Source organism: Stenotrophomonas sp. Ste96, from assembly GCF_024519495.1.
Lineage (GTDB): Bacteria > Pseudomonadota > Gammaproteobacteria > Xanthomonadales > Xanthomonadaceae > Stenotrophomonas > Stenotrophomonas bentonitica_A.
Map to the genome: position 1 here is coordinate 295,330 of NZ_JALJRX010000002.1, position 18,842 is coordinate 314,171.

Genomic DNA, 18,842 nt, shown 5'->3' on the forward strand with positions numbered 1-18,842 from the left:
GTGGGGTGTCCTGGTCGGTCAGTCGATGTAGCGCTTGAGCAGATCGCCGTAGGCATCGATGCGGCGATCACGCAGGAACGGCCAGATGCGGCGGACGTGTTCGCTGCGCTGCAGGTCCACATCGCAGACCAGTACGGTCGGCTCGCCACCGGCTTCGGCGATGAACTCACCCTGCGGGCCGAGCACATGGCTGTTGCCCCAGAACTGGATGCCCGACGCGCCCAGCGGCGACGCTTCATGGCCGACGCGGTTGCAGCTCAGCACCGGCACGCCGTTGGCCACGGCATGGCCGCGGTGACTGAGCACCCACGCATCGCGCTGGCGGCCCTGTTCGTCGAGCTGATCATCCGGGTCCCAGCCGATCGCGGTGGGGTAGAGCAGCAGCTCGGCACCGGCCAGCGCCATCAGGCGCGCCGCTTCCGGATACCACTGGTCCCAGCACACGAGCACGCCCAGGCGACCCACCGACGTGTCGATCGGGGTGAAGCCCAGATCGCCCGGGGTGAAGTAGAACTTCTCGTAGAAGCCCGGATCATCCGGGATGTGCATCTTGCGGTACTTGCCCAGCAGCGTGCCGTCTTTTTCAAAGACCACGGCGGTGTTGTGATACAGCCCGGCCGCGCGGCGCTCGAACAGCGAGCCGACGATCACCACGCCGTGCTTCCTGGCCAGCGCGCCCAGGCGCTCGGTGCTCGGGCCCGGAATCGGCTCGGCCAGATCGAATTCATCGACCGACTCGTGCTGGCAGAAATAGGCACCGTTGTGCAGTTCCTGCAGCAGGATCAGCTTGGCACCCTGCGCGGCCGCTTCAGCCACGCGCGCTTCGATGACGGCCAGATTGGCCTCGGCATCGCCGTGGTTGCGCTCCTGGATCAGGGCGACGGAAAGGGTGTGGCGTGAGCTCATCCGGAGACGGTCCTGCAAGGGGAAAAACGCAGTTTATCGCGGATGGGTGCACGCAGCGTGCTGGCTGCTAAATGGCTGACACCCACGCGTCGGGTAGTGCCGGCCGCTGGCCGGCTCCGCAGCAGTATCGAGACAAGCCCAAGCGCGTGGCTGCGGCGGCTGGGCTGGCGGGTGCGGAGGTGCGGGACCGCGCCGCAAACCCTTCCCTGGGGGCTCGTGGGCGCCATCCATGGCGCCCTGACGGTCCCGCACCTCCACACCCGCCATCCCTTCGACCGTGCGTCGGTGGTCTGGCAAACAGCGGTAGCCCACGACCGTTGGTCGTGGCGCTTAAGCCAGCAACCCCGCCGGCAGCTGCATCGTGATGCAGTGCAGGCTGCCGTTCTGCCAGATCAGCGAGCGGCACGGCACCGGCACGATCTCGCGGTCCGGATAGGCCTGGGCCAGCACCGCACGCGCGGCCTCGTCGGCAACATCCCCGTAGGCCGGCATCAACACCGCGCCATTGAGGATCAGATAGTTCGCGTAGGACGCCGCCAGGCGGCGACCTTCATCGATCACCGGCTGCGCCCACGGCAGCGGGAACAGGCGATACGGCTGGCCGTCGGCGGTACGCAGCGCCGCCAGTTCAGCGCCCATCGCCTGCAGTTCGACGTAGTGCGAATCGCTGGCGTCATCGCAGGCCTGGTAGACGATGCTGTCGGTCGAGGCGAAGCGCGCCAGGGTATCGATGTGGGCGTCGGTGTCGTCGCCTTCCAGATAGCCATGGTCCAGCCACAGCACACGCTCCTGGGCCAGCCAGGTGGCCAGGTCGGCGCTGAGCGATTCGCGGCTGCGCTCGGGATGACGCTCGTGCAGGCACTGCCAGGTGGTCAGCAGGGTGCCGGCGCCGTCGGTCTCGATGCCGCCGCCTTCCAGGGCGAACGGAATGCTCTGCAGCTCGGCATTGTTGAACAGGCCCGCGGCATGCAGCACGCCGACCAGCTGGTCATCCAGGCTGGCGTCGAACTTGCCGCCCCAGCCGGTGAAGCGGAAGTCCAGCAGGCGGAAGCCGCCATCGGCGCGCTTGAGCGTGATCGGGCCGGAATCGCGCAGCCAGGTGTCGTCGTACTGGGCGGTGACGAACCGCACGCGGTCGGTATCGATCCGGTTCGAGCGCAGGCGCGCATCGGCGTACGCCTCCAGGTCGTCGTCGGCAACGATGATCACCACCGGCTGGAAGCGGGTGATGGCCGCGACGAGCGCGATGTAGGTGTCCTCGACGTCACCCAGGCGGTCGGCCCAGTCGGTGTCGGCGTGGGGCCAGGCGATCAGGATGGCGGACTGGGATTCCCATTCGGCCGGAAAGCGGAGCGTGTCGTTCATGATCTCGATGCGATGGCCCGCCGGCTGGCGGGCAAAGGGAAAGGGGTCAGCGGATCGGCGGTTTCGGCCCGATCTCGTTGGCGTCGGCGCGGTTGGCGACCACGTCGATCACCTTCTGCTTCTCGAAATAGACGGTGAACTGCGGGTAGACCCAACGGTTGATCGTCGGCCACTGGCGCTTCTGTCCGCCGCGCGGTTCCAGGCGCTCGCCCGGGTCGCCGAATTGCGCCTGGACCTGCTGCATGCTCTGGCCGCGGACGGGCAGGGCGATGGCGGGCTTTTCACGGCTGCGGTCGATCAGCAGGGTGTCGGCGTGGGCGCTGGAGATGGCCAGCAGGGCCAGCAACGGCAGGGTGGTCAGGTAACGCTTCATCTCGATCTACTCCCCAGTGGTCAAGAAGGTGGAAGGTCCCGCGGCGACAGGTCTGACACCGGCGGCCGTGGCTACCCGGCGATTACAACAAAAATGGCAGCAAAAAGCCGCCCGGAGGCGGCTTTTTGTTCATCACCCGGCCCGGTGAGGGACCGGTGGCGGCCGTGAGGCCAGCCGGCTCAGCGCTGGCGAGCCTTGAAACGCGGGTTCGACTTGCAGATCACGAAGATCTTGCCACGGCGACGGACGACCTTGCAGTCGCGGTGACGGGACTTGGCCGACTTCAGGGAAGAAAGGACTTTCATTGCATACCTCGGCGTAAACGTTGGATTCGGTTGGAGCGCGGCCGCGATATGCAGATGACAATCGGCAGGTGACGCCCGTTCAAGCCCGCCATTCTACCGGGCTTTTTTCCATCCTTTCAAGTGGTTGCACCAAAAAGGTCTCGGGAGGCCCCGGGCAGGGGCTAGAATGGGCGGTCAATTTTACAGGGAAACCCATGAATCAGCTTCCTTCCGTGCTCACCATCGACGGTCCCTCGGGGGCCGGCAAAGGGACTGTCAGCCGCATTGTCGCACGCCGGTTGGGCTGGCATTACCTGGATTCGGGCGCCCTGTACCGGGCGGTGGGCGTGGCCGCCAGCTGGGCTGATATCGACACCTCCGACGCCTCGGCGCTGGTCCGCTGCACCTTCGACACCCACGTGCGCTTCGTGGAATCGGCCGACGGCGGGCTGCGGGTGCTGGTCAACGAGACCGACGCCACCGACGAGCTGCGCCTGGAGACCACCGGCGCCCTGGCCTCGGCCATCGCGGCCATCCCGGAGGTCCGGGCGGCGCTGAAAGAGCGCCAGCGCGCATTCAGGATGGAGCCGGGGCTGGTGGCCGACGGTCGGGACATGGGCACGGTCATCTTCCCGGACGCCCCATTCAAGGTGTTTTTGACCGCCAGCGCCGAAGAACGGGCCGAGCGGCGGCATAAGCAGTTGAAAGACAAGGGTGTTTCGGTTAACTTTGACGACCTCCTGCGCGAGATCATGGCCCGCGACGCCCGTGATGCACAGCGCACAGTGGCGCCCCTGAAGCCGGCAGACGATGCCGTCGTCATCGACACCAGTGGTATTGGCATCGACGCCGTCGTTGCCAAGGTATTGGATCTGCTTCCGGTTTCGGGTGCCTGATCCGTTGTAAAGGAGGGCCGTCAGTCCATCGACGGTGTCGCACCATCGCAAGGCAACAAAAGCTCCGTCCCGCAATGATGCGTGGCGGTTTTCCTACTTAACACACGACCTGCGTTACCGGGGTCGACCAACAGGCGGGCATCAAGCGGTTCCCTTCGGGGGCCAATGCCCATGTGTCCAACAGAGTAAATCTAATGACCGAATCATTTGCAGAGCTGTTCGAAGCCAGTCAGGCCAATCTGGCCAAGCTGAAGCCGGGCTCGATCGTCAGCGGTGTCGTTGTTGAAGTCCGCGGCGATGTCGTGGTGATCAACGCCGGCCTGAAGTCCGAAGGCATCGTGCCGATCGAACAGTTCCGTAACGACGCTGGCGAGATCGATGTCGCTGAAGGCGACGTCGTCAAGGTTGCCCTCGATTCCATCGAGAACGGCTTCGGTGAAACCGTTCTGTCGCGTGAGAAAGCCAAGCGCGCGATGGTGTGGGACGAGCTGGAAGAAGCGTTGGAAAAGAACGAAACCATCACCGGCCGCATCAGCGGCAAGGTCAAGGGTGGTTTCACCGTGGACATCAAGGATGTCCGCGCGTTCCTGCCCGGTTCGCTGGTGGATGTGCGCCCCGTGCGCGACCCGGCCTACCTGGAAGGCAAGGAGCTGGAATTCAAGCTCATCAAGCTGGACCGCAAGCGTAACAACGTCGTTGTGTCCCGTCGTGCAGTCGTCGAAAGCGAGCATTCGGAAGAGCGCGAGCAGCTGATGGACAAGCTGCAGGAAGGCGCGATCCTGAAGGGTGTCGTCAAGAACCTGACCGATTACGGCGCGTTCGTGGACCTGGGCGGTATCGACGGCCTGCTGCACATCACCGACATGGCCTGGAAGCGCGTGCGCCATCCGTCCGAAGTCGTGAACGTCGGCGACGAGCTGGACGTGCGCGTGCTGAAGTTCGACCGCGAGCGCAACCGCGTTTCGCTGGGTCTGAAGCAGCTGGGCGAGGATCCGTGGGACAACATCGCCCGTCGTTACCCGGCCAACAGCCGCGTCTTCGGCAAGGTCTCCAACGTCACCGATTACGGCGCATTCGTCGAGATCGAGCCGGGCGTCGAAGGTCTGGTGCACGTGTCCGAAATGGATTGGACCAACAAGAACGTCAACCCGTCCAAGGTTGTGCAGGTCGGTGACGAAGTTGAAGTCATGGTCCTGGACGTCGACGAGGAGCGTCGCCGCATCTCGCTGGGCATGAAGCAGGTTGCCGCCAATCCGTGGGAAACCTTCGCTGCCATCCACAAGAAGGGCGACAAGGTGTCGGGCCAGATCAAGTCGATCACCGACTTCGGCATCTTCATCGGCCTGGACGGCGGTATCGATGGCCTGGTGCACCTGTCCGACATCAGCTGGAACACCACCGGCGAAGACGTGGTCCGCAACTTCAAGAAGGGCGACAACCTGGACGCCGTCGTCCTGGCCGTCGATCCGGAGCGCGAGCGCATCAGCCTGGGCGTCAAGCAGCTGGAGCAGGATCCGTTCGGCCAGTACATGGCTGCCAACCCGAAGGGTTCCAAGGTCGAAGGCGTGGTCAAGGAAGTGGACGCCAAGGGCGCTACCATCGAACTGGCTGACGGCATCGAAGGCTACGTGGCCGCTCGCGATGTTGCGAACGAGCGCGTGGACGACGCGACCCAGTTCCTGAAGGTCGGCGACAAGGTGGAAGCCAAGTTCGTGGGCATGGATCGCAAGGGTCGTACCCTGCAGCTGTCGATCAAGGCCAAGGACGACGCGGAAATGCGCGAAGTGCTGGAGGAATACCAGTCCTCTTCGGCTTCCAGCGGCACCACCCAGCTCGGCGCGCTGCTGCGTGCACAGCTGAACGGCAACAAGTCCGAGTAATCGGTCTGTCGCTGTCGTAGTTTCCTGGACGGCCCGGACATCAGTCCGGGCCGTTTCAGGGTCTGAGTTCCTCCCCAAGAGCCCGTAATGACCAAATCCGAGCTGATCGAAATCCTGGCGCGCCGACAGGCGCATTTGAAGTCGGACGATGTCGATCTGGCGGTGAAGTCGTTGCTGGAAATGATGGGTGGGGCGCTGGCCGGCGGGGATCGCATCGAGATCCGCGGGTTCGGCAGTTTTTCGTTGCACTACCGGCCGGCACGGCTGGGGCGCAATCCCAAGACCGGGGAATCGGTCGCATTGCCGGGCAAGCATGTCCCGCACTTCAAGCCGGGCAAGGAACTGCGTGAGCGCGTCAGCGCCGTGGTGCCGCTGGAAAGCGATCCTGCCTGACGGGTCATCCGCCACGGGGCGGATGCATGATTTCCATGGAGTCGGCTGGTAGAGCGGAGTGTTAGTCCGCTACTCTTGAGCCCTACGGAACTGGAGCTGCTGCATGAACGTCGTACGTCTGCTGATCCTGCTGGCGGTTCTGGTGGTGGGTCTCATCATCGGTGCGCTCAACTCGCAGCCGATCATCATCAGCCTGGGCTTTACCCAGATCAATTCCACCACCGGCGTGGCGATCATCATCGCCCTGCTGTCCGGTGCCCTCATCGGCGGCGGCCTCGTGCTCGCCAGCATGGTGATCCCGCTGTACGCCAAACTGCGCCGTGCGCAGAAGGCCGCGCCTGCCGTGGTCGTGGCACCCCCTTCTTCTTCTACATTCGACGGACGCTGAGCGCCGATGGAATTTGTCTCCGAGTGGTTCTGGTTTTTCCTGTTCCTGCCCCTGGCCGCGTTGTCGGGCTGGGTGATCGGGCGTCGTGGCGGTCAGCGCCATGGCGACAATCAGGTCAGCCATCTGTCCAGCACGTACTTCCGCGGCCTGAACTATCTGCTCAACGAGCAGCCGGACAAGGCGATCGAGCTGTTCCTGCACATCGCCGAGCTGGACAAGGAAACCTTCGAGACCCAGGTCGCGCTGGGCCATCTGTTCCGCCGCCGTGGCGAGGTCGATCGTGCGATCCGCCTGCACCAGGGCCTGGTGAACCGCGCCGATCTCAGCGATCAGCAGCGCGTGCAAGCCTTGCTGGCCCTGGGCGAGGACTACATGAAGTCCGGCCTGCTCGATCGTGCTGAAACGGTGTTCACCGAACTGGCCCAGATCGACCAGCGCGCCCCACAGGCACTCAAGCACCTGATCGGCATCTACCAGGCCGAACGCGACTGGGAAAAGGCGATCGACAACGCCAGCCGTTTCGAAGAAGTCACCGGCGAGCCGATGGGCAAGCTGATCGGGCAGTTCGAATGCGAACTGGCCGAGCGCTACCGTGGTGCCGGCAAGATCGACGAAGCGCGCGCTGCGATCGCACGCGCCTACCAGGCCGATGCGATGTCGGTCCGTGCCGGCATCATCGAAGGGCGCCTGGAGAACGATGCGGGCAATGCCGAAGCCGCCGTGCGCGCCTTCGAGCGTGCCGCCCGCAATGATCCGGAGTATCTGCCCGAAGTGCTGCAGGCGCTGATGCAGAACTACCGCAAGGTCGGTGACCTCGGTGGTGCCCGTGCGTTCCTGTCGGAGATGACCGAGCACTATCGCGGCATCGCCCCGGTGCTGGCGCTGACCCAGCTGATGGAAGAGCAGGAGGGTGTCGCCCCCGCGCGCGCCTATCTCGGCCGCCAGCTCAAGGACCGCCCCTCGGTGCGTGGCGAGTCGGCGCTGATCGACCTGACCCTGGCCGAGGGCGCGGATTCCACCGCCACCCTGCACGATCTCAAGCACATCACCGACCAGTTGCTGGTCCGCAACCCGGCCTACCGCTGCACCCGCTGTGGCTTCGGCGCGCGCACGCATCACTGGCAGTGCCCGAGCTGCAAGGAATGGGGCACCGTCAAGCCGCTGCTCAACTACGCGGTGCTCTGAACCATGATGGTGGGCTGGATGGCAGGGCTGCTGGCGGTGCTGGCGGTCTCGGCGGGCCTGACCTGGGCCGCACGTGCGTACGCGCTCCGTCGCAACCTGTTGGATCAGCCGGGCGAGCGCCGCAGCCATGGGGTGGCGACGCCTCGCGGCGGTGGTATCGCGATCGTCCTGACCCTGCTGCTGGCCTGCGCGGTCGCCGCCGTGATCTGGCCCAAGGCCGGAATCTCGCTGGCGGTGTTCGCGCTCGGCCTGGTACTGGTGGCCGGGATCGGCTGGTGGGACGACCATCGGCCGCTGCCGGCGGTCCGCCGCCTGCTGGTCCATGTGCTGGCCTCCGCGCTGCTGGCTGGGCTGGTCTGGCATGCCAGTGGCAATCCCTGGCAGGCGCTGCTGGCCCTGTTGTTCGCGACCTCGCTGATCAACATCTGGAACTTCATGGATGGGATCAACGGCATCGCCACCACCCAGGCGATCCTGGCCGGTCTTGCCTTTGCGCTGGTGCTGCCGCCGCCCTACGGCCTGGCCGGTGTGGTGCTGGGGCTGGCCTGCCTGGGGTTCCTGCCGTTCAACTACCCACGGGCACGCATCTTCATGGGGGATGTCGGCAGCGGGGCGCTGGGCTATGCCATCGCGGCGCTGGTCTGCCTGGCCAGTGTGCACACCGATATCCATTGGTTGCTGTTGCTGGTGCCGCTTTCGGCCTTTCTTGTGGACGCAGGCTTCACATTGCTTTCGCGCATCCTGTCCGGACAGCGCTGGATGGAACCCCACACGCAGCATCTCTATCAGCGCGCGGTGAAAAGTGGTGCAAGCCACACTTTCGTCACCGGGGTGTATCTTGTTTTTGGAATATTCAGTGCGGCAGTGTTTAATGCATGCACGAATTTGCAGCCGAGGTGGGAGGCTGCCGTGGCCATCGCGTGGTTGATCTTCGCGTACGGCCTTTGGCTGCTCCTGCGCAAGGGAATGCGCAACTAGAAGGAATACGTTGTTTATGACGCCTTGGCAGGACCGACTTACCGGCTTGATGCCGCGCGCGGCCATCGTGGCCCACGACCTGTTCATGGTCTGGGCGTGCTGGCAGCTGCTGCATGCCGGACGCTACTCGATGCTGGCCGACGCGCCGGCGTTGCCGCTCTGGAACATCGACACCTCGCTGGTGCTGGTCATCCAGGCAGTGGTGTTCTGGCGGGTGGGTCTGTACCGCGGCCTGTGGCGCTTTGCCAGCGTTGCCGATCTGCTCAACATTTTCAAAGCCAGCTTCATCGGCCTGCTCGCCATCGTGGTCGCCCTGGCGTACAAGCGCTTTGAAGGCGTGCCGATGTCCGTGCTGGTCATCTACCCGTTCGCGCTGTCGGCGCTGCTGGGCGCGCCCCGCCTGCTGTACCGCGCATGGAAGGACTATCAGGCGCTGCAGTCCGACGTCACCGCGCGCCGTGTGCTGATCCTGGGTGCCGGCCAGGCGGCCGAGGCCCTGGTCCGCGACCTGCGCCGCTCCGGTGATTTCGAGCCGGTCGGCCTGCTCGACGACGCCCCGCATCTGCAGGGCGCCAAGCTGCAGGGCCTGCCGATCCTGGGCACCCTGGAAGATGCCCCGGCCGTGGTCCGCGAGACCGCCGCCAAGCTGCTGGTGATCGCCATCCCGTCGCTGGATGCCGTGGGCATGCAGCGGGTGGTGGCCATCTGCGAAAGCACCGGCGTGCCGTTCCGGATGGTGCCCAAGCTCAACGACATCCTGCTGGGCCATTCCTTGCCGGGTGAGCTCAAGGAAGTGGCGATCGAGGACCTGCTCGGCCGCAAGCCGATCCTGCCGGACTGGGCGCTGATCCGCGGCTGGCTGGGTGGGCGCACTGTGCTGGTCACCGGCGCGGGCGGCTCGATCGGTTCAGAGCTGTGCCGCCAGTGCGCGCGCCACGGGGCAGGGCGCATCGTCCTGGTGGAGATGAGTGAACTGCTTCTGCTGACCATCGAAGCCGAGCTGCAGCGCAGCTTCCCGGATCTGGTGGTGGAAGCGGTGCTGGGCGACTGCGGTGACCCCGCGGTGATCCGCCATGCGCTGTCGCTGTCGCGGGTGGACTCGGTCTTCCATGCCGCCGCCTACAAGCAGGTGCCGGTGCTGGAGCGCCAGCTGCGCGAAGCGGTGCGCAACAACATCCTCTCCACCGAAACGGTGGCGCGCGCCTGCGTCGAAGCGCGCATCGAGCATTTCGTCTTCATCTCCACCGACAAGGCGGTCGATCCGGTCAACGCGCTGGGTGCCAGCAAGCGCTACGCGGAGATGATCTGCCAGAGCCTGGACCAGAAGACCAGCCACACCCGTTTCGTGACCGTGCGCTTCGGCAACGTGCTGGCCTCGGCCGGCAGCGTGGTGCCGGTGTTCCGCGAGCAGATCCTCAAGGTCGGTCCGGTCACCGTGACCGACCCGGAAGTCACCCGTTACTTCATGACCATTCCCGAGGCCTGCCAGCTGATCCTGCAGGCGGCCGCGTCGGCCTCGCACGGGGCGATCTATACGCTGGACATGGGCGAGCCGGTGCCGATCCGCGTGCTGGCCGAGCAGATGATCCGCCTGGCCGGCAAGCAGCCCTACAAGGACATCGCCATCGTCTATACGGGCCTGCGGCCGGGCGAGAAACTGCACGAAACGCTGTTCTATTCCGACGAAGATTATCGTCCGACTGCGCATCCGAAGATTCTCGAGGCAGGCGTGCGCACGTTCGCGCGTGAGCAGGTATTGGCCAATGTGCCGAAACTGCGCGAGGCGATTGCCAGCTACGATACTGATGCGATCAACAGCATTCTGTTTGCGACCATGCCCGAATTTTCTCCTTTGCAACAGGACGATCACGTCAGCTCTGCTAAAGTGCTCGCCTTTCCGGCGCGTGAGGCCACTAGGTTCTGATGAGCAAGCGTATTCGTAAGGCGGTATTTCCTGTCGCAGGGTTGGGAACGCGATTCCTGCCGGCCACCAAAACCGTTCCGAAGGAAATGCTGCCGATCATTGATCGGCCGTTGATCCAATATGCCGTGGATGAGGCGATCGAGGCGGGCTGTGACACGCTGATCTTCATCACCAACCGTTACAAGCACGCGGTCGCGGATTATTTCGACAAGGCCTACGAGCTGGAGCAGAAACTCGAGCGCGCCGGCAAGCAGGAACAGCTCGAACTGGTTCGCCATGTGCTGCCCAATGGCGTGCGCGCCGTGTTCGTGACCCAGGCCGAAGCGCTGGGCCTGGGCCATGCGGTGCTGTGTGCCAAGGCGATCGTGGGCGACGAGCCGTTCGCGGTGCTGCTGCCCGACGATCTGATCTGGAACCGTGGCAACGGTGCGCTCAAGCAGATGGCCGACGCCAACGAAGCCAGCGGCGCCAGCATCATTGCCGTTGAAGACGTGCCGCATGACAAGACCGGCAGCTACGGCATCGTGGCCACCGAGGCCTTCGACGGCCGCCAGGGCAAGATCAGCGCCATCGTTGAAAAGCCCAAGCCCGAGGACGCCCCGAGCGACCTGGCCGTGGTCGGCCGTTACGTGCTGAGCCCGAAGATCTTCGAGCTGCTCGAAGCGACCGGGACCGGTGCAGGTGGCGAGATCCAGCTGACCGACGCCATTGCCGAACTGCTCAAGAGCGAGCGCGTCGACGCATACCGCTTCGAGGGCCGCCGCTTCGACTGCGGTACCCACCTGGGTCTGGTCGAGGCCACGATCCGCTTCGCCCTCGACAACGAGAAGCTGGCCGGCCCGGCACGCGAAGTGCTGCAGAAGATGCTGGCTGAGGGCTGAGAACGAGCTGCCCCGCGCGATGCAGCGGTGGTAGTGCCGGCCGCTGGCCGGCTCTCAAGCAGCAACGGTAGTGCCGGCCGTTGGCCGACTCTCAAGCTGCAACGGTAGTGCCGGCCGCTGGCCGGCTCCCGACGCAACAGAAAAGGGCAGCCGCGAGGCTGCCCTTTTCGTTTTCCGCCCGTTGCAGTTGCCACCGCTCACGCCGGTCATACCCGTTGCATCGGTGCCGACCCGCAGGCCGGCACCGATCAATCCTTACAGCGATTCGAAGATGCCCGCCGCACCCATGCCGGTGCCGATGCACATGGTCACCATGCCGTACTTCTGCTGGCGACGGCGCAGGCCGTGCAGCAGGGTGGCGGTACGGATCGCGCCGGTCGCGCCCAGCGGATGGCCCAGGGCGATCGCGCCGCCCAGCGGGTTGACCTTGGACGGGTCCAGGCCACAATCGCGGATGACCGCCAGCGACTGCGCCGCAAAGGCTTCGTTGAGCTCGATCCAGTCCAGCTGGTCCTGGGTCAGGCCTGCCTGCTTGAGCGCCTTGGGGATCGCGGCGATCGGGCCGATGCCCATCACTTCCGGCCGCACGCCGGCCACCGAGAAACTGACGAAGCGGGCCAGCGGGGTCAGGCCGTAGTCCTTGATCGCCTGCTCGGAGGCCAGCAGCACCGCGCCGGCGCCGTCGCTCATCTGCGAGGAGTTGCCGGCGGTGACCGTGCCGCCGAACTGGCCGTTGCGGAACACCGGGCGCAGCTTGGCCAGGCCTTCGGCGGACGAATCCAGGCGCGGGCCTTCGTCGGTATCCACGATCTTGTCGCGGGTGATGATGCGGCGGCCGTCGGCCAGGTCCGGCTGGCGGGTGCGCACGTCGTAAGGGCTGATCTCGTCCTTGAACTCGCCGTTCTGGATCGCGGCGATGGCCTTCTGGTGCGAGGCCAGCGCAAAGGCGTCCTGGTCCTCACGCGAGACCTTCCATTCTTCGGCGACCTTCTCGGCGGTGATGCCCATGCCGTAGGCGATGGCGACGTGGTCATTGTCGAACACGCTCGGGGCCATCGCGATCTTGTTGCCCATCATCGGCACCATCGACATCGACTCGGTACCACCGGCCAGCATCAGGTCGGCATTGCCCAGGCGGATCTGGTCGGCAGCCATGGCCACGGCCTGCAGGCCCGAGGAGCAGAAGCGGTTGACGGTCTGTGCGGCGATGGTGTCCGGCAGGCCGGCCAGCAGCACGCCGATGCGTGCCACGTTCATGCCCTGCTCGGCTTCGGGCATCGCGCAGCCAATGATCGCGTCATCGATGCGGTTGACGTCCACGCCCGGCGCCTGCGCGACCACGGAGCGGAGCACGTGGGCGAGCATGTCGTCGGGGCGGGTATTGCGGAACACGCCCTTGGGCGCCTTGCCCACCGGGGTGCGGGTGGCGGCGACGATGTAGGCGTCCTGGATTTGCTTGGTCATTGCAGTGATCTCTTGAATGTGGGGACAGGTGTGCCGACCAACGGTCGGCACCGACCGGGAGCGGACGGGGGCCGTCGCGCCCGGCGCGCCATCAATTACGCAGCGGCTTGCCGGTCTTGAGCATGTGCGCGATGCGGGCCTGGGTCTTTTCCTGCTGGGCCAGTTCGACGAAGTGCTTGCGCTCCAGCGTCAGCAGCCACTCTTCGTCCACCAGCGTGCCGCGATCCACTTCGCCACCGCACAGCACGGTGGCGATGCGCACGGCGATCTCGTAGTCGTACGGGCTGATGAAGCGGCCTTCCAGCATGTTGACCAGCATCATCTTGAACGTAGCGATGCCCACGTCGCCGGCGACCTGGATGCGGCGGGCCGGCATCGGCGGGCGGTAGCCACCTTCGGCCAGCGCCAGCACTTCGGCCTTGGCGATGTGCAACGTCTCGAAGCTGTTGAACACCACCTTGTCGGTCGCGCGCATCAGGCCCAGTTCCTTGGCGTTGACCGCGGAGTTGGAGACCTTGGCCATCGCGACGGTTTCGAAGGTCTTCTTCAGCTCCGCGAACACGTCACCGCCCGGACCGGCCGCCTGCGAGGCGCGCACGGCCAGCTCCTTCAGGCCACCGCCGGCCGGCAGCAGGCCGACGCCAGCCTCGACCAGGCCGATATAGCTTTCCAGCGCGGCCACGCTCTTGGCGCTGTGCATCTGGAACTCGCAGCCACCGCCCAGGGCCAGGCCGCGCACCGCGGTCACCACCGGCACCAGCGAATACTTGATCGCCTGGCTGGTGCGCTGGAAGTTGTGCACCATCTCTTCGAACTGGTCGACCTTGCCGGCCTGCAGCAGGCCGAGCGCGCCGGCCAGATCGGCACCGGCGGAGAAGGGTTCCTTCTGCTGCCAGATCACCAGGCCCTTGTAGTCCTGCTCGGCGCGCTTGATCGCTTCCTGCAGGCCGTTGAGCACGTGGTCGGACACGGTGTTCATCTTGGTCTTGAAGCTGACCACCGCGATGCCGTCACCGTCGTGCCACATGCGCACGCCGTCGTTTTCAAACACGGTTTCGCCCGGGCTGAAGTTCTCGCCCAGCAGCGGATCCGGGAAGCGCTGGCGCTGGTACACCGGCAGCGCCGAGCGCGGCAGCTTGGCATTGCGCGACGGGCTGTAGCTGCCCTCGGCGGCGTGCACGCCATCGCGGCCATCGAACACCCAATCCGGCAGCGGCGCATTGCTCATGCTCTTGCCGGCGACGATGTCATCGGCGATCCACTTTGCGACCTGCTTCCAGCCGGCGGCCTGCCAGGTTTCGAACGGGCCCAGCGACCAGCCGTAGCCCCAGCGGATGGCCAGGTCGACGTCGCGCGCGGTCTCGGCGATGTCGGCCAGGTGGTAGGCGCTGTAGTGGAACAGGTCGCGGAAGGTCGCCCACAGGAACTGCGCCTGCGGGTGCTGGCTCTCGCGCAGCTTGGCGAACTTCTCGGCCGGGTTCTTGATCTTCAGGATCTCGACCACTTCCGGTGCGGCGGTGCGGTCGGCCGGACGGTAGTCCTGCTTCTCCAGATCCAGCACCACGATGTCCTTGCCGACCTTGCGGAAGATGCCGGCACCAGTCTTCTGGCCGAGCGCGCCCTTGGCGATCAGCGCGTCCAGCCACTTCGGCGACTTGAAGAATTCATGCCACGGATCGTTGGGCAGGGTGTCGCCCATGGTCTTGATCACGTGCGCCATGGTGTCCAGGCCGACCACGTCGGAGGTGCGGTAGGTTGCCGACTTCGGGCGGCCGACCAGCGGGCCGGTCAGGCCGTCCACTTCATCGAAGCCCAGGCCGAATTCCTGCGTGTGGTGGATGGTGGACAGGATCGAGAACACGCCGATGCGGTTGCCGATGAAGTTCGGGGTGTCCTTGGCATACACCACGCCCTTGCCCAGGGTGGTGACCAGGAACGCTTCCAGGCCTGCCAGCACGGCCGCGTCGGTGGTGGTGGCCGGGATCAGCTCGGCCAGGTGCATGTAGCGCGGCGGGTTGAAGAAATGCACGCCGCAGAAGCGGTGGCGCAGCTGCTCGGGCAGCACGTCGGCCAGCTTGTTGATACCCAGGCCGGAGGTGTTGGAGGCCAGCACCGCGTGATCGGCCACGAACGGGGCGATCTTCTTGTACAGGTCCTGCTTCCAGTCCATCCGTTCGGCGATGGCTTCGATGATCAGGTCGCAGTCCTTCAACTGCTCCAGGCCGGTCTCATAGTTGGCCGGCGTGATCGCCTCGGCGTAGGACTTGCTGGCAAGCGGGGCAGGGCTGAGCTTGCCCAGGTTGGCAATCGCCTTGAGCACGATGCCATCGGCCGGACCTTCCTTGGCGGGCAGGTCGAACAGCACCGTGTCGACGCCGGCGTTGGTCAGGTGGGCGGCGATCTGGGCGCCCATGACACCGGCACCCAGCACGGCGGCACGGCGGACTAGCAGGGAATTGGACATGTCGATAAGCCTTTGTTGTCTGGAAGCCGGTCAGCGCCCGGCTCTACGGGGTGGAAAGGGAGGACGTCGAAGCGCTCGAGGCCGCGCTGGCGCGGAATCCGGCTTCGGCGAAATGAATCAGTTCCTGGGCGGCATGGGCACGATGCGCCGCTTCGGTGACACCGGCGGGTCGCTTGATCAGGCCGAAGTCGGCCATGGCATAGGTCAGCGAGCCGGCGAGGAAATCCAGGCGCCAGTACAGCTCCTCCTTGCTGAGCTCCGGCACGCAGGCGGAGATCGCCCTGCCGAAGTCGCGCAGGACGTGGCCGTAGTGGTCGGAAAGGAACTTGCGCAGGTTGTCGTTCTTCTCCGCGTAAGCGCGGGCGATGACGCGCACGAAGGCGCCGCCGGTCTGGCGGTCCTGGGCCATGGCCAAGGCCGGCTCCACGAAGGCGGCCAGCACCGGGCGCAGTTCACCGGGGTGCTCGCGGCGGGCGCTCTCCAGCTGGCTCAGCCGGGCCGAGGTCATTTCATCCATGCGGCGGCGGAACACCTCGTTGACCAAGTTCTCCTTGGACCCGAAGTGATAGTTGACCGCGGCGATGTTCACATCGGCCTGGCTGGTGACCTGGCGCAGCGAGGTGCCCGCGAACCCGTGCAGGGCGAACAGTTCCTCGGCGGCGCCGAGAATGCGGTCCTTGGTGGAGAAGTGGGCAGGTTTGGCCATGGGGCAGGGCAGTTCAATCAAACGATTGTTTGATATTAGACCCGTGGCTGCGCAGCTGCATTGTGCGGCGCAGCAGGAAGGGGCATTCGTTCATCTGCGCGTTGCCGTGCCTGTCCATGGCTGGCAACGTCGTCATTGCCTGAACGGGGGGGGGAGCTACCCCAGTGGGTGCAGTCTTGCCACGCATGGCGTGGCACTACCGGAGATGGGGAGGACACGTTAGAATTGGCGCACGTATATCAGGCTAAGCCCGCGTTTTGACGCGGGTTTTTTTCATGTTAACCTCGGGCCGATCAAGTGGCCCGCCCAACGGAGTATTCCCATGGCGCTGGAGCGCACCCTTTCCATCATCAAGCCGGACGCCGTCGCCAAGAACGTCATCGGTGAAATCTACGCCCGCTTCGAAAAGGCCGGCCTGAAGGTCGTCGCCGCCAAGTACAAGCAGCTGTCGCGCCGTGAAGCCGAAGGCTTCTACGCCGTGCACCGCGAGCGTCCGTTCTTCAACGCGCTGGTCGAGTTCATGATCTCCGGCCCGGTGATGATCCAGGCGCTGGAAGGCGAGAACGCCGTGCTGGCCCACCGCGACCTGCTGGGCGCCACCAACCCGAAGGAAGCCGCCGCAGGCACCATCCGCGCCGACTTCGCTGAATCCATCGATGCCAATGCCGCCCACGGCTCGGACTCGGTTGAGAATGCCGCGATCGAAATCGCTTATTTCTTCGCCGCGACTGAAGTCGTCTCGCGCTGAGAGTGATGCCGTGAACGAGGTCGTACAGCCAACCGCCATCCCATCCGTGCTCGTTCCGGGCCCGGCTGTGGCCAAGCAGAACCTGCTCGACCTCGATCGCGAGGGTCTGGAGCGCTTCTTCGCCGAGACACTCGGCGAAGCGCGCTACCGTGCCCATCAGGTGATGAAGTGGATCCACCATCACTACGTCACCGATTTCGATGAAATGACCGACCTCGGCAAGGCGCTGCGTGCCAAGCTCAAGCAGCATGCCGAGGTGCTGGTTCCGAACATCGTGTTCGACAAGCCCTCCGCCGACGGCACCCACAAGTGGCTGCTGGCGATGGGCACCGATGGCAAGAACGCCATCGAGGCCGTCTACATCCCGGACAAGAACCGCGGCACGCTGTGCGTGTCTTCGCAGGTCGGCTGCGCGCTGAACTGCACGTTCTGTTCGACCGCTACCCAGGGCTTCAACCGCAACCTCTCCACCGCCGAGATCATCGGCCAGGTATGGGTCGCGGCGCGCCATCTGGGCAACATCCCGCACAAGCAGCGTCGTCTCACCAACGTGGTGATGATGGGCATGGGCGAGCCGTTGATGAATTTCGACAACGTCGTGCGCGCCATGAGCGTGATGCGCGACGATCTGGGCTACGGCCTGGCCAACAAGCGGGTGACGCTGTCCACCTCCGGCCTGGTGCCGCAGATCGACCGCCTGTCCACCGAGAGCGACGTGTCGCTGGCGGTGTCGCTGCATGCGCCCAACGACGCACTGCGCGAGACCCTGGTCCCGCTCAACAAGAAGTACCCGATCGTCGAGCTGATGGCCTCGTGCGCACGTTACCTGCGCGCCAACAAGCGCCGCGAATCGGTCACCTTCGAATACACCCTGATGAAGGGCATCAATGACCAGCCCGAGCACGCCCGCCAGCTGGCGCGGTTGATGCGCCAGTTCGACAACGCCGTGCAGGCCTCGAACTCGGGCAAGGTCAACCTGATCCCCTTCAATCCGTTCCCGGGCACGCGTTACGAGCGTTCCGGCGAAACCGAAATCCGTGCCTTCCAGAAGATCCTGCTCGATTCGCAGGTGTTGACCATGGTGCGGCGTACCCGTGGCGACGATATCGATGCCGCCTGTGGCCAGCTCAAGGGCCAGGTGATGGACCGTACGCGCCGCCAGGCCGAGTTCAACAAAACGCTGCAGGACGGGAAAAACCGGGATGCCGCTGCCTGATCGCCGATTGCCAGCCGTTGTTTTCTTCGCGCTGGCATTGGCCGGCTGTGGCAAACAGCAGGGGATCAAGCCGCCGTCCGGTCCACTCGAGGTCGCGCCGACCTACGAGGCCCGCGACAACCCCGAGATCCGCAAGCGGGTGAACTACCAGGACCAGATGGTCCTGGCTGGCGAATCGCTGCGTGCGGGCGCCCCGGATGCCGCCGAGAAGCGGGTGCGGGCCGCGATGAAGATCGATGCACGCCGCCCCGAGGCCTACATGCTGCTGGCGGCCATCGCCACCCAGCGCGGCAACGAGGTCGAGGCCGGGCGCCTGTACGGCAAGGCGGCCGAGCTGGGACCCGAACGCGGCGACGTCCTCAACAATTATGGTGCCTGGCTATGTGCTCATGGCCAGCCGGCCGAGTCGCTGGCCTGGTTCGACCGGGCGCTGCAGGCCCCGGGCTATACCACCCCGGCCTCCGCCCTGGCCAATGCCGGCGGCTGTGCACTGGACGCAGGCCAGCCCGCGCGGGCGGTCCGGGACCTCCGGCGGGCGCTTGAGATAGATCCCGTCAATGCCTACGCGCTGGAGTCGATGGCCCGCAATGAGTACGCCGAAGGGCGTTATTTCGAGGCCCGCGCCTTTTCGCAACGGCGTTTGACGGCTGCACCGGCCACACGTTCCGTGTTACAACTTGCCTCTCAAATCGAGGCGCGGCTTGGCGACAGCGTGGCATCCGGTCGCTATCTGCAGCGAATTCATGACGAATTTCCGCAGGATGCGGCACCTAATCCCCGGGGTTGAAGCA

The 18,842-nt window shown here is 65.2% G+C and carries 18 protein-coding genes; 11 read left to right on the top strand and 7 right to left on the bottom strand.

Features of this window, described 5'->3' with window-relative positions:
• Positions 1-18: 18 nt before the first annotated feature.
• The 4 genes from OC373_RS08145 to ykgO form a co-directional block, all read right to left on the bottom strand.
• Positions 19-906: a carbon-nitrogen hydrolase gene (locus OC373_RS08145; protein WP_261997439.1), complete on the bottom strand. Its 888-nt coding sequence runs from the start codon at positions 904-906 to the stop codon at positions 19-21.
• 330 nt (positions 907-1,236) lie between these two features.
• A complete protein-coding gene (locus OC373_RS08150) occupies positions 1,237-2,271 on the bottom strand; it encodes an agmatine deiminase family protein (protein ID WP_261997440.1) in 1,035 nt (344 codons plus the stop codon).
• A 46-nt stretch (positions 2,272-2,317) separates the two neighbouring features.
• Positions 2,318-2,644: a hypothetical protein gene (locus tag OC373_RS08155; RefSeq protein WP_261997441.1), complete on the bottom strand. Its 327-nt coding sequence runs from the start codon at positions 2,642-2,644 to the stop codon at positions 2,318-2,320.
• A 179-nt stretch (positions 2,645-2,823) separates the two neighbouring features.
• Positions 2,824-2,949 carry a type B 50S ribosomal protein L36 gene (ykgO, locus tag OC373_RS08160; protein ID WP_017355593.1) on the bottom strand — a complete coding sequence of 42 codons (126 nt, stop codon included), beginning with the start codon at positions 2,947-2,949 and terminating at the stop codon, positions 2,824-2,826.
• 194 nt (positions 2,950-3,143) lie between these two features.
• Between ykgO and cmk the strand changes: the two genes are divergently transcribed.
• From cmk to galU, 8 genes are all read left to right on the top strand, one after another.
• Positions 3,144-3,824: a (d)CMP kinase gene (cmk, locus tag OC373_RS08165; protein WP_046273768.1), complete on the top strand. Its 681-nt coding sequence runs from the start codon at positions 3,144-3,146 to the stop codon at positions 3,822-3,824.
• 194 nt (positions 3,825-4,018) lie between these two features.
• On the top strand, positions 4,019-5,704 hold the full coding sequence (gene rpsA / locus OC373_RS08170) for a 30S ribosomal protein S1 (protein WP_019183099.1): 1,686 nt from the start codon (positions 4,019-4,021) through the stop codon (positions 5,702-5,704).
• A gap of 87 nt (positions 5,705-5,791) precedes the next feature.
• Entirely contained in the window at positions 5,792-6,097 is a 306-nt protein-coding gene (locus OC373_RS08175; protein WP_019183098.1) for an integration host factor subunit beta, read from the top strand.
• Between the two features lie 103 nt (positions 6,098-6,200).
• On the top strand, positions 6,201-6,485 hold the full coding sequence (locus OC373_RS08180) for a LapA family protein (RefSeq protein WP_019183097.1): 285 nt from the start codon (positions 6,201-6,203) through the stop codon (positions 6,483-6,485).
• A gap of 6 nt (positions 6,486-6,491) precedes the next feature.
• The gene (gene lapB, locus OC373_RS08185) at positions 6,492-7,670 is read left to right on the top strand and encodes a lipopolysaccharide assembly protein LapB (protein ID WP_019183096.1); all 1,179 of its coding nucleotides are present in this window, start codon (positions 6,492-6,494) and stop codon (positions 7,668-7,670) included.
• Positions 7,671-7,688: 18 nt separating this feature from the next.
• On the top strand, positions 7,689-8,648 hold the full coding sequence (locus tag OC373_RS08190; protein ID WP_070427198.1) for a glycosyltransferase family 4 protein: 960 nt from the start codon (positions 7,689-7,691) through the stop codon (positions 8,646-8,648).
• A gap of 16 nt (positions 8,649-8,664) precedes the next feature.
• Positions 8,665-10,572, top strand: a complete 1,908-nt coding sequence (locus tag OC373_RS08195; protein WP_261997442.1) for a nucleoside-diphosphate sugar epimerase/dehydratase — start codon at positions 8,665-8,667, stop codon at positions 10,570-10,572.
• Complete coding sequence (gene galU / locus OC373_RS08200; protein ID WP_019183093.1) at positions 10,572-11,453, top strand: UTP--glucose-1-phosphate uridylyltransferase GalU; 882 nt, start codon at positions 10,572-10,574, stop codon at positions 11,451-11,453. Before OC373_RS08195 ends, galU begins: the two co-directional genes overlap by 1 nt.
• 255 nt (positions 11,454-11,708) lie before the next feature.
• On the opposite strand, the gene OC373_RS08205 is transcribed toward galU, so the two are convergent.
• From OC373_RS08205 to OC373_RS08215, 3 genes are all read right to left on the bottom strand, one after another.
• Complete coding sequence (locus OC373_RS08205) at positions 11,709-12,917, bottom strand: acetyl-CoA C-acyltransferase (protein WP_261997443.1); 1,209 nt, start codon at positions 12,915-12,917, stop codon at positions 11,709-11,711.
• A gap of 91 nt (positions 12,918-13,008) precedes the next feature.
• A complete protein-coding gene (locus OC373_RS08210; protein ID WP_261997444.1) occupies positions 13,009-15,381 on the bottom strand; it encodes a 3-hydroxyacyl-CoA dehydrogenase/enoyl-CoA hydratase family protein in 2,373 nt (790 codons plus the stop codon).
• A gap of 43 nt (positions 15,382-15,424) precedes the next feature.
• A complete protein-coding gene (locus OC373_RS08215; protein WP_261997445.1) occupies positions 15,425-16,087 on the bottom strand; it encodes a TetR/AcrR family transcriptional regulator in 663 nt (220 codons plus the stop codon).
• Between the two features lie 322 nt (positions 16,088-16,409).
• Between OC373_RS08215 and ndk the strand changes: the two genes are divergently transcribed.
• The 3 genes from ndk (at position 16,410) to pilW (ending at position 18,838) form a co-directional block, all read left to right on the top strand.
• Entirely contained in the window at positions 16,410-16,835 is a 426-nt protein-coding gene (gene ndk / locus OC373_RS08220; protein ID WP_008265389.1) for a nucleoside-diphosphate kinase, read from the top strand.
• Positions 16,836-16,902: 67 nt separating this feature from the next.
• A complete protein-coding gene (gene rlmN / locus OC373_RS08225; protein ID WP_172838060.1) occupies positions 16,903-18,051 on the top strand; it encodes a 23S rRNA (adenine(2503)-C(2))-methyltransferase RlmN in 1,149 nt (382 codons plus the stop codon).
• The gene (pilW, locus tag OC373_RS08230; protein ID WP_261997446.1) at positions 18,038-18,838 is read left to right on the top strand and encodes a type IV pilus biogenesis/stability protein PilW; all 801 of its coding nucleotides are present in this window, start codon (positions 18,038-18,040) and stop codon (positions 18,836-18,838) included. The genes rlmN and pilW overlap by 14 nt, the downstream gene beginning before the upstream one ends.
• Positions 18,839-18,842 lie beyond the last annotated feature (4 nt).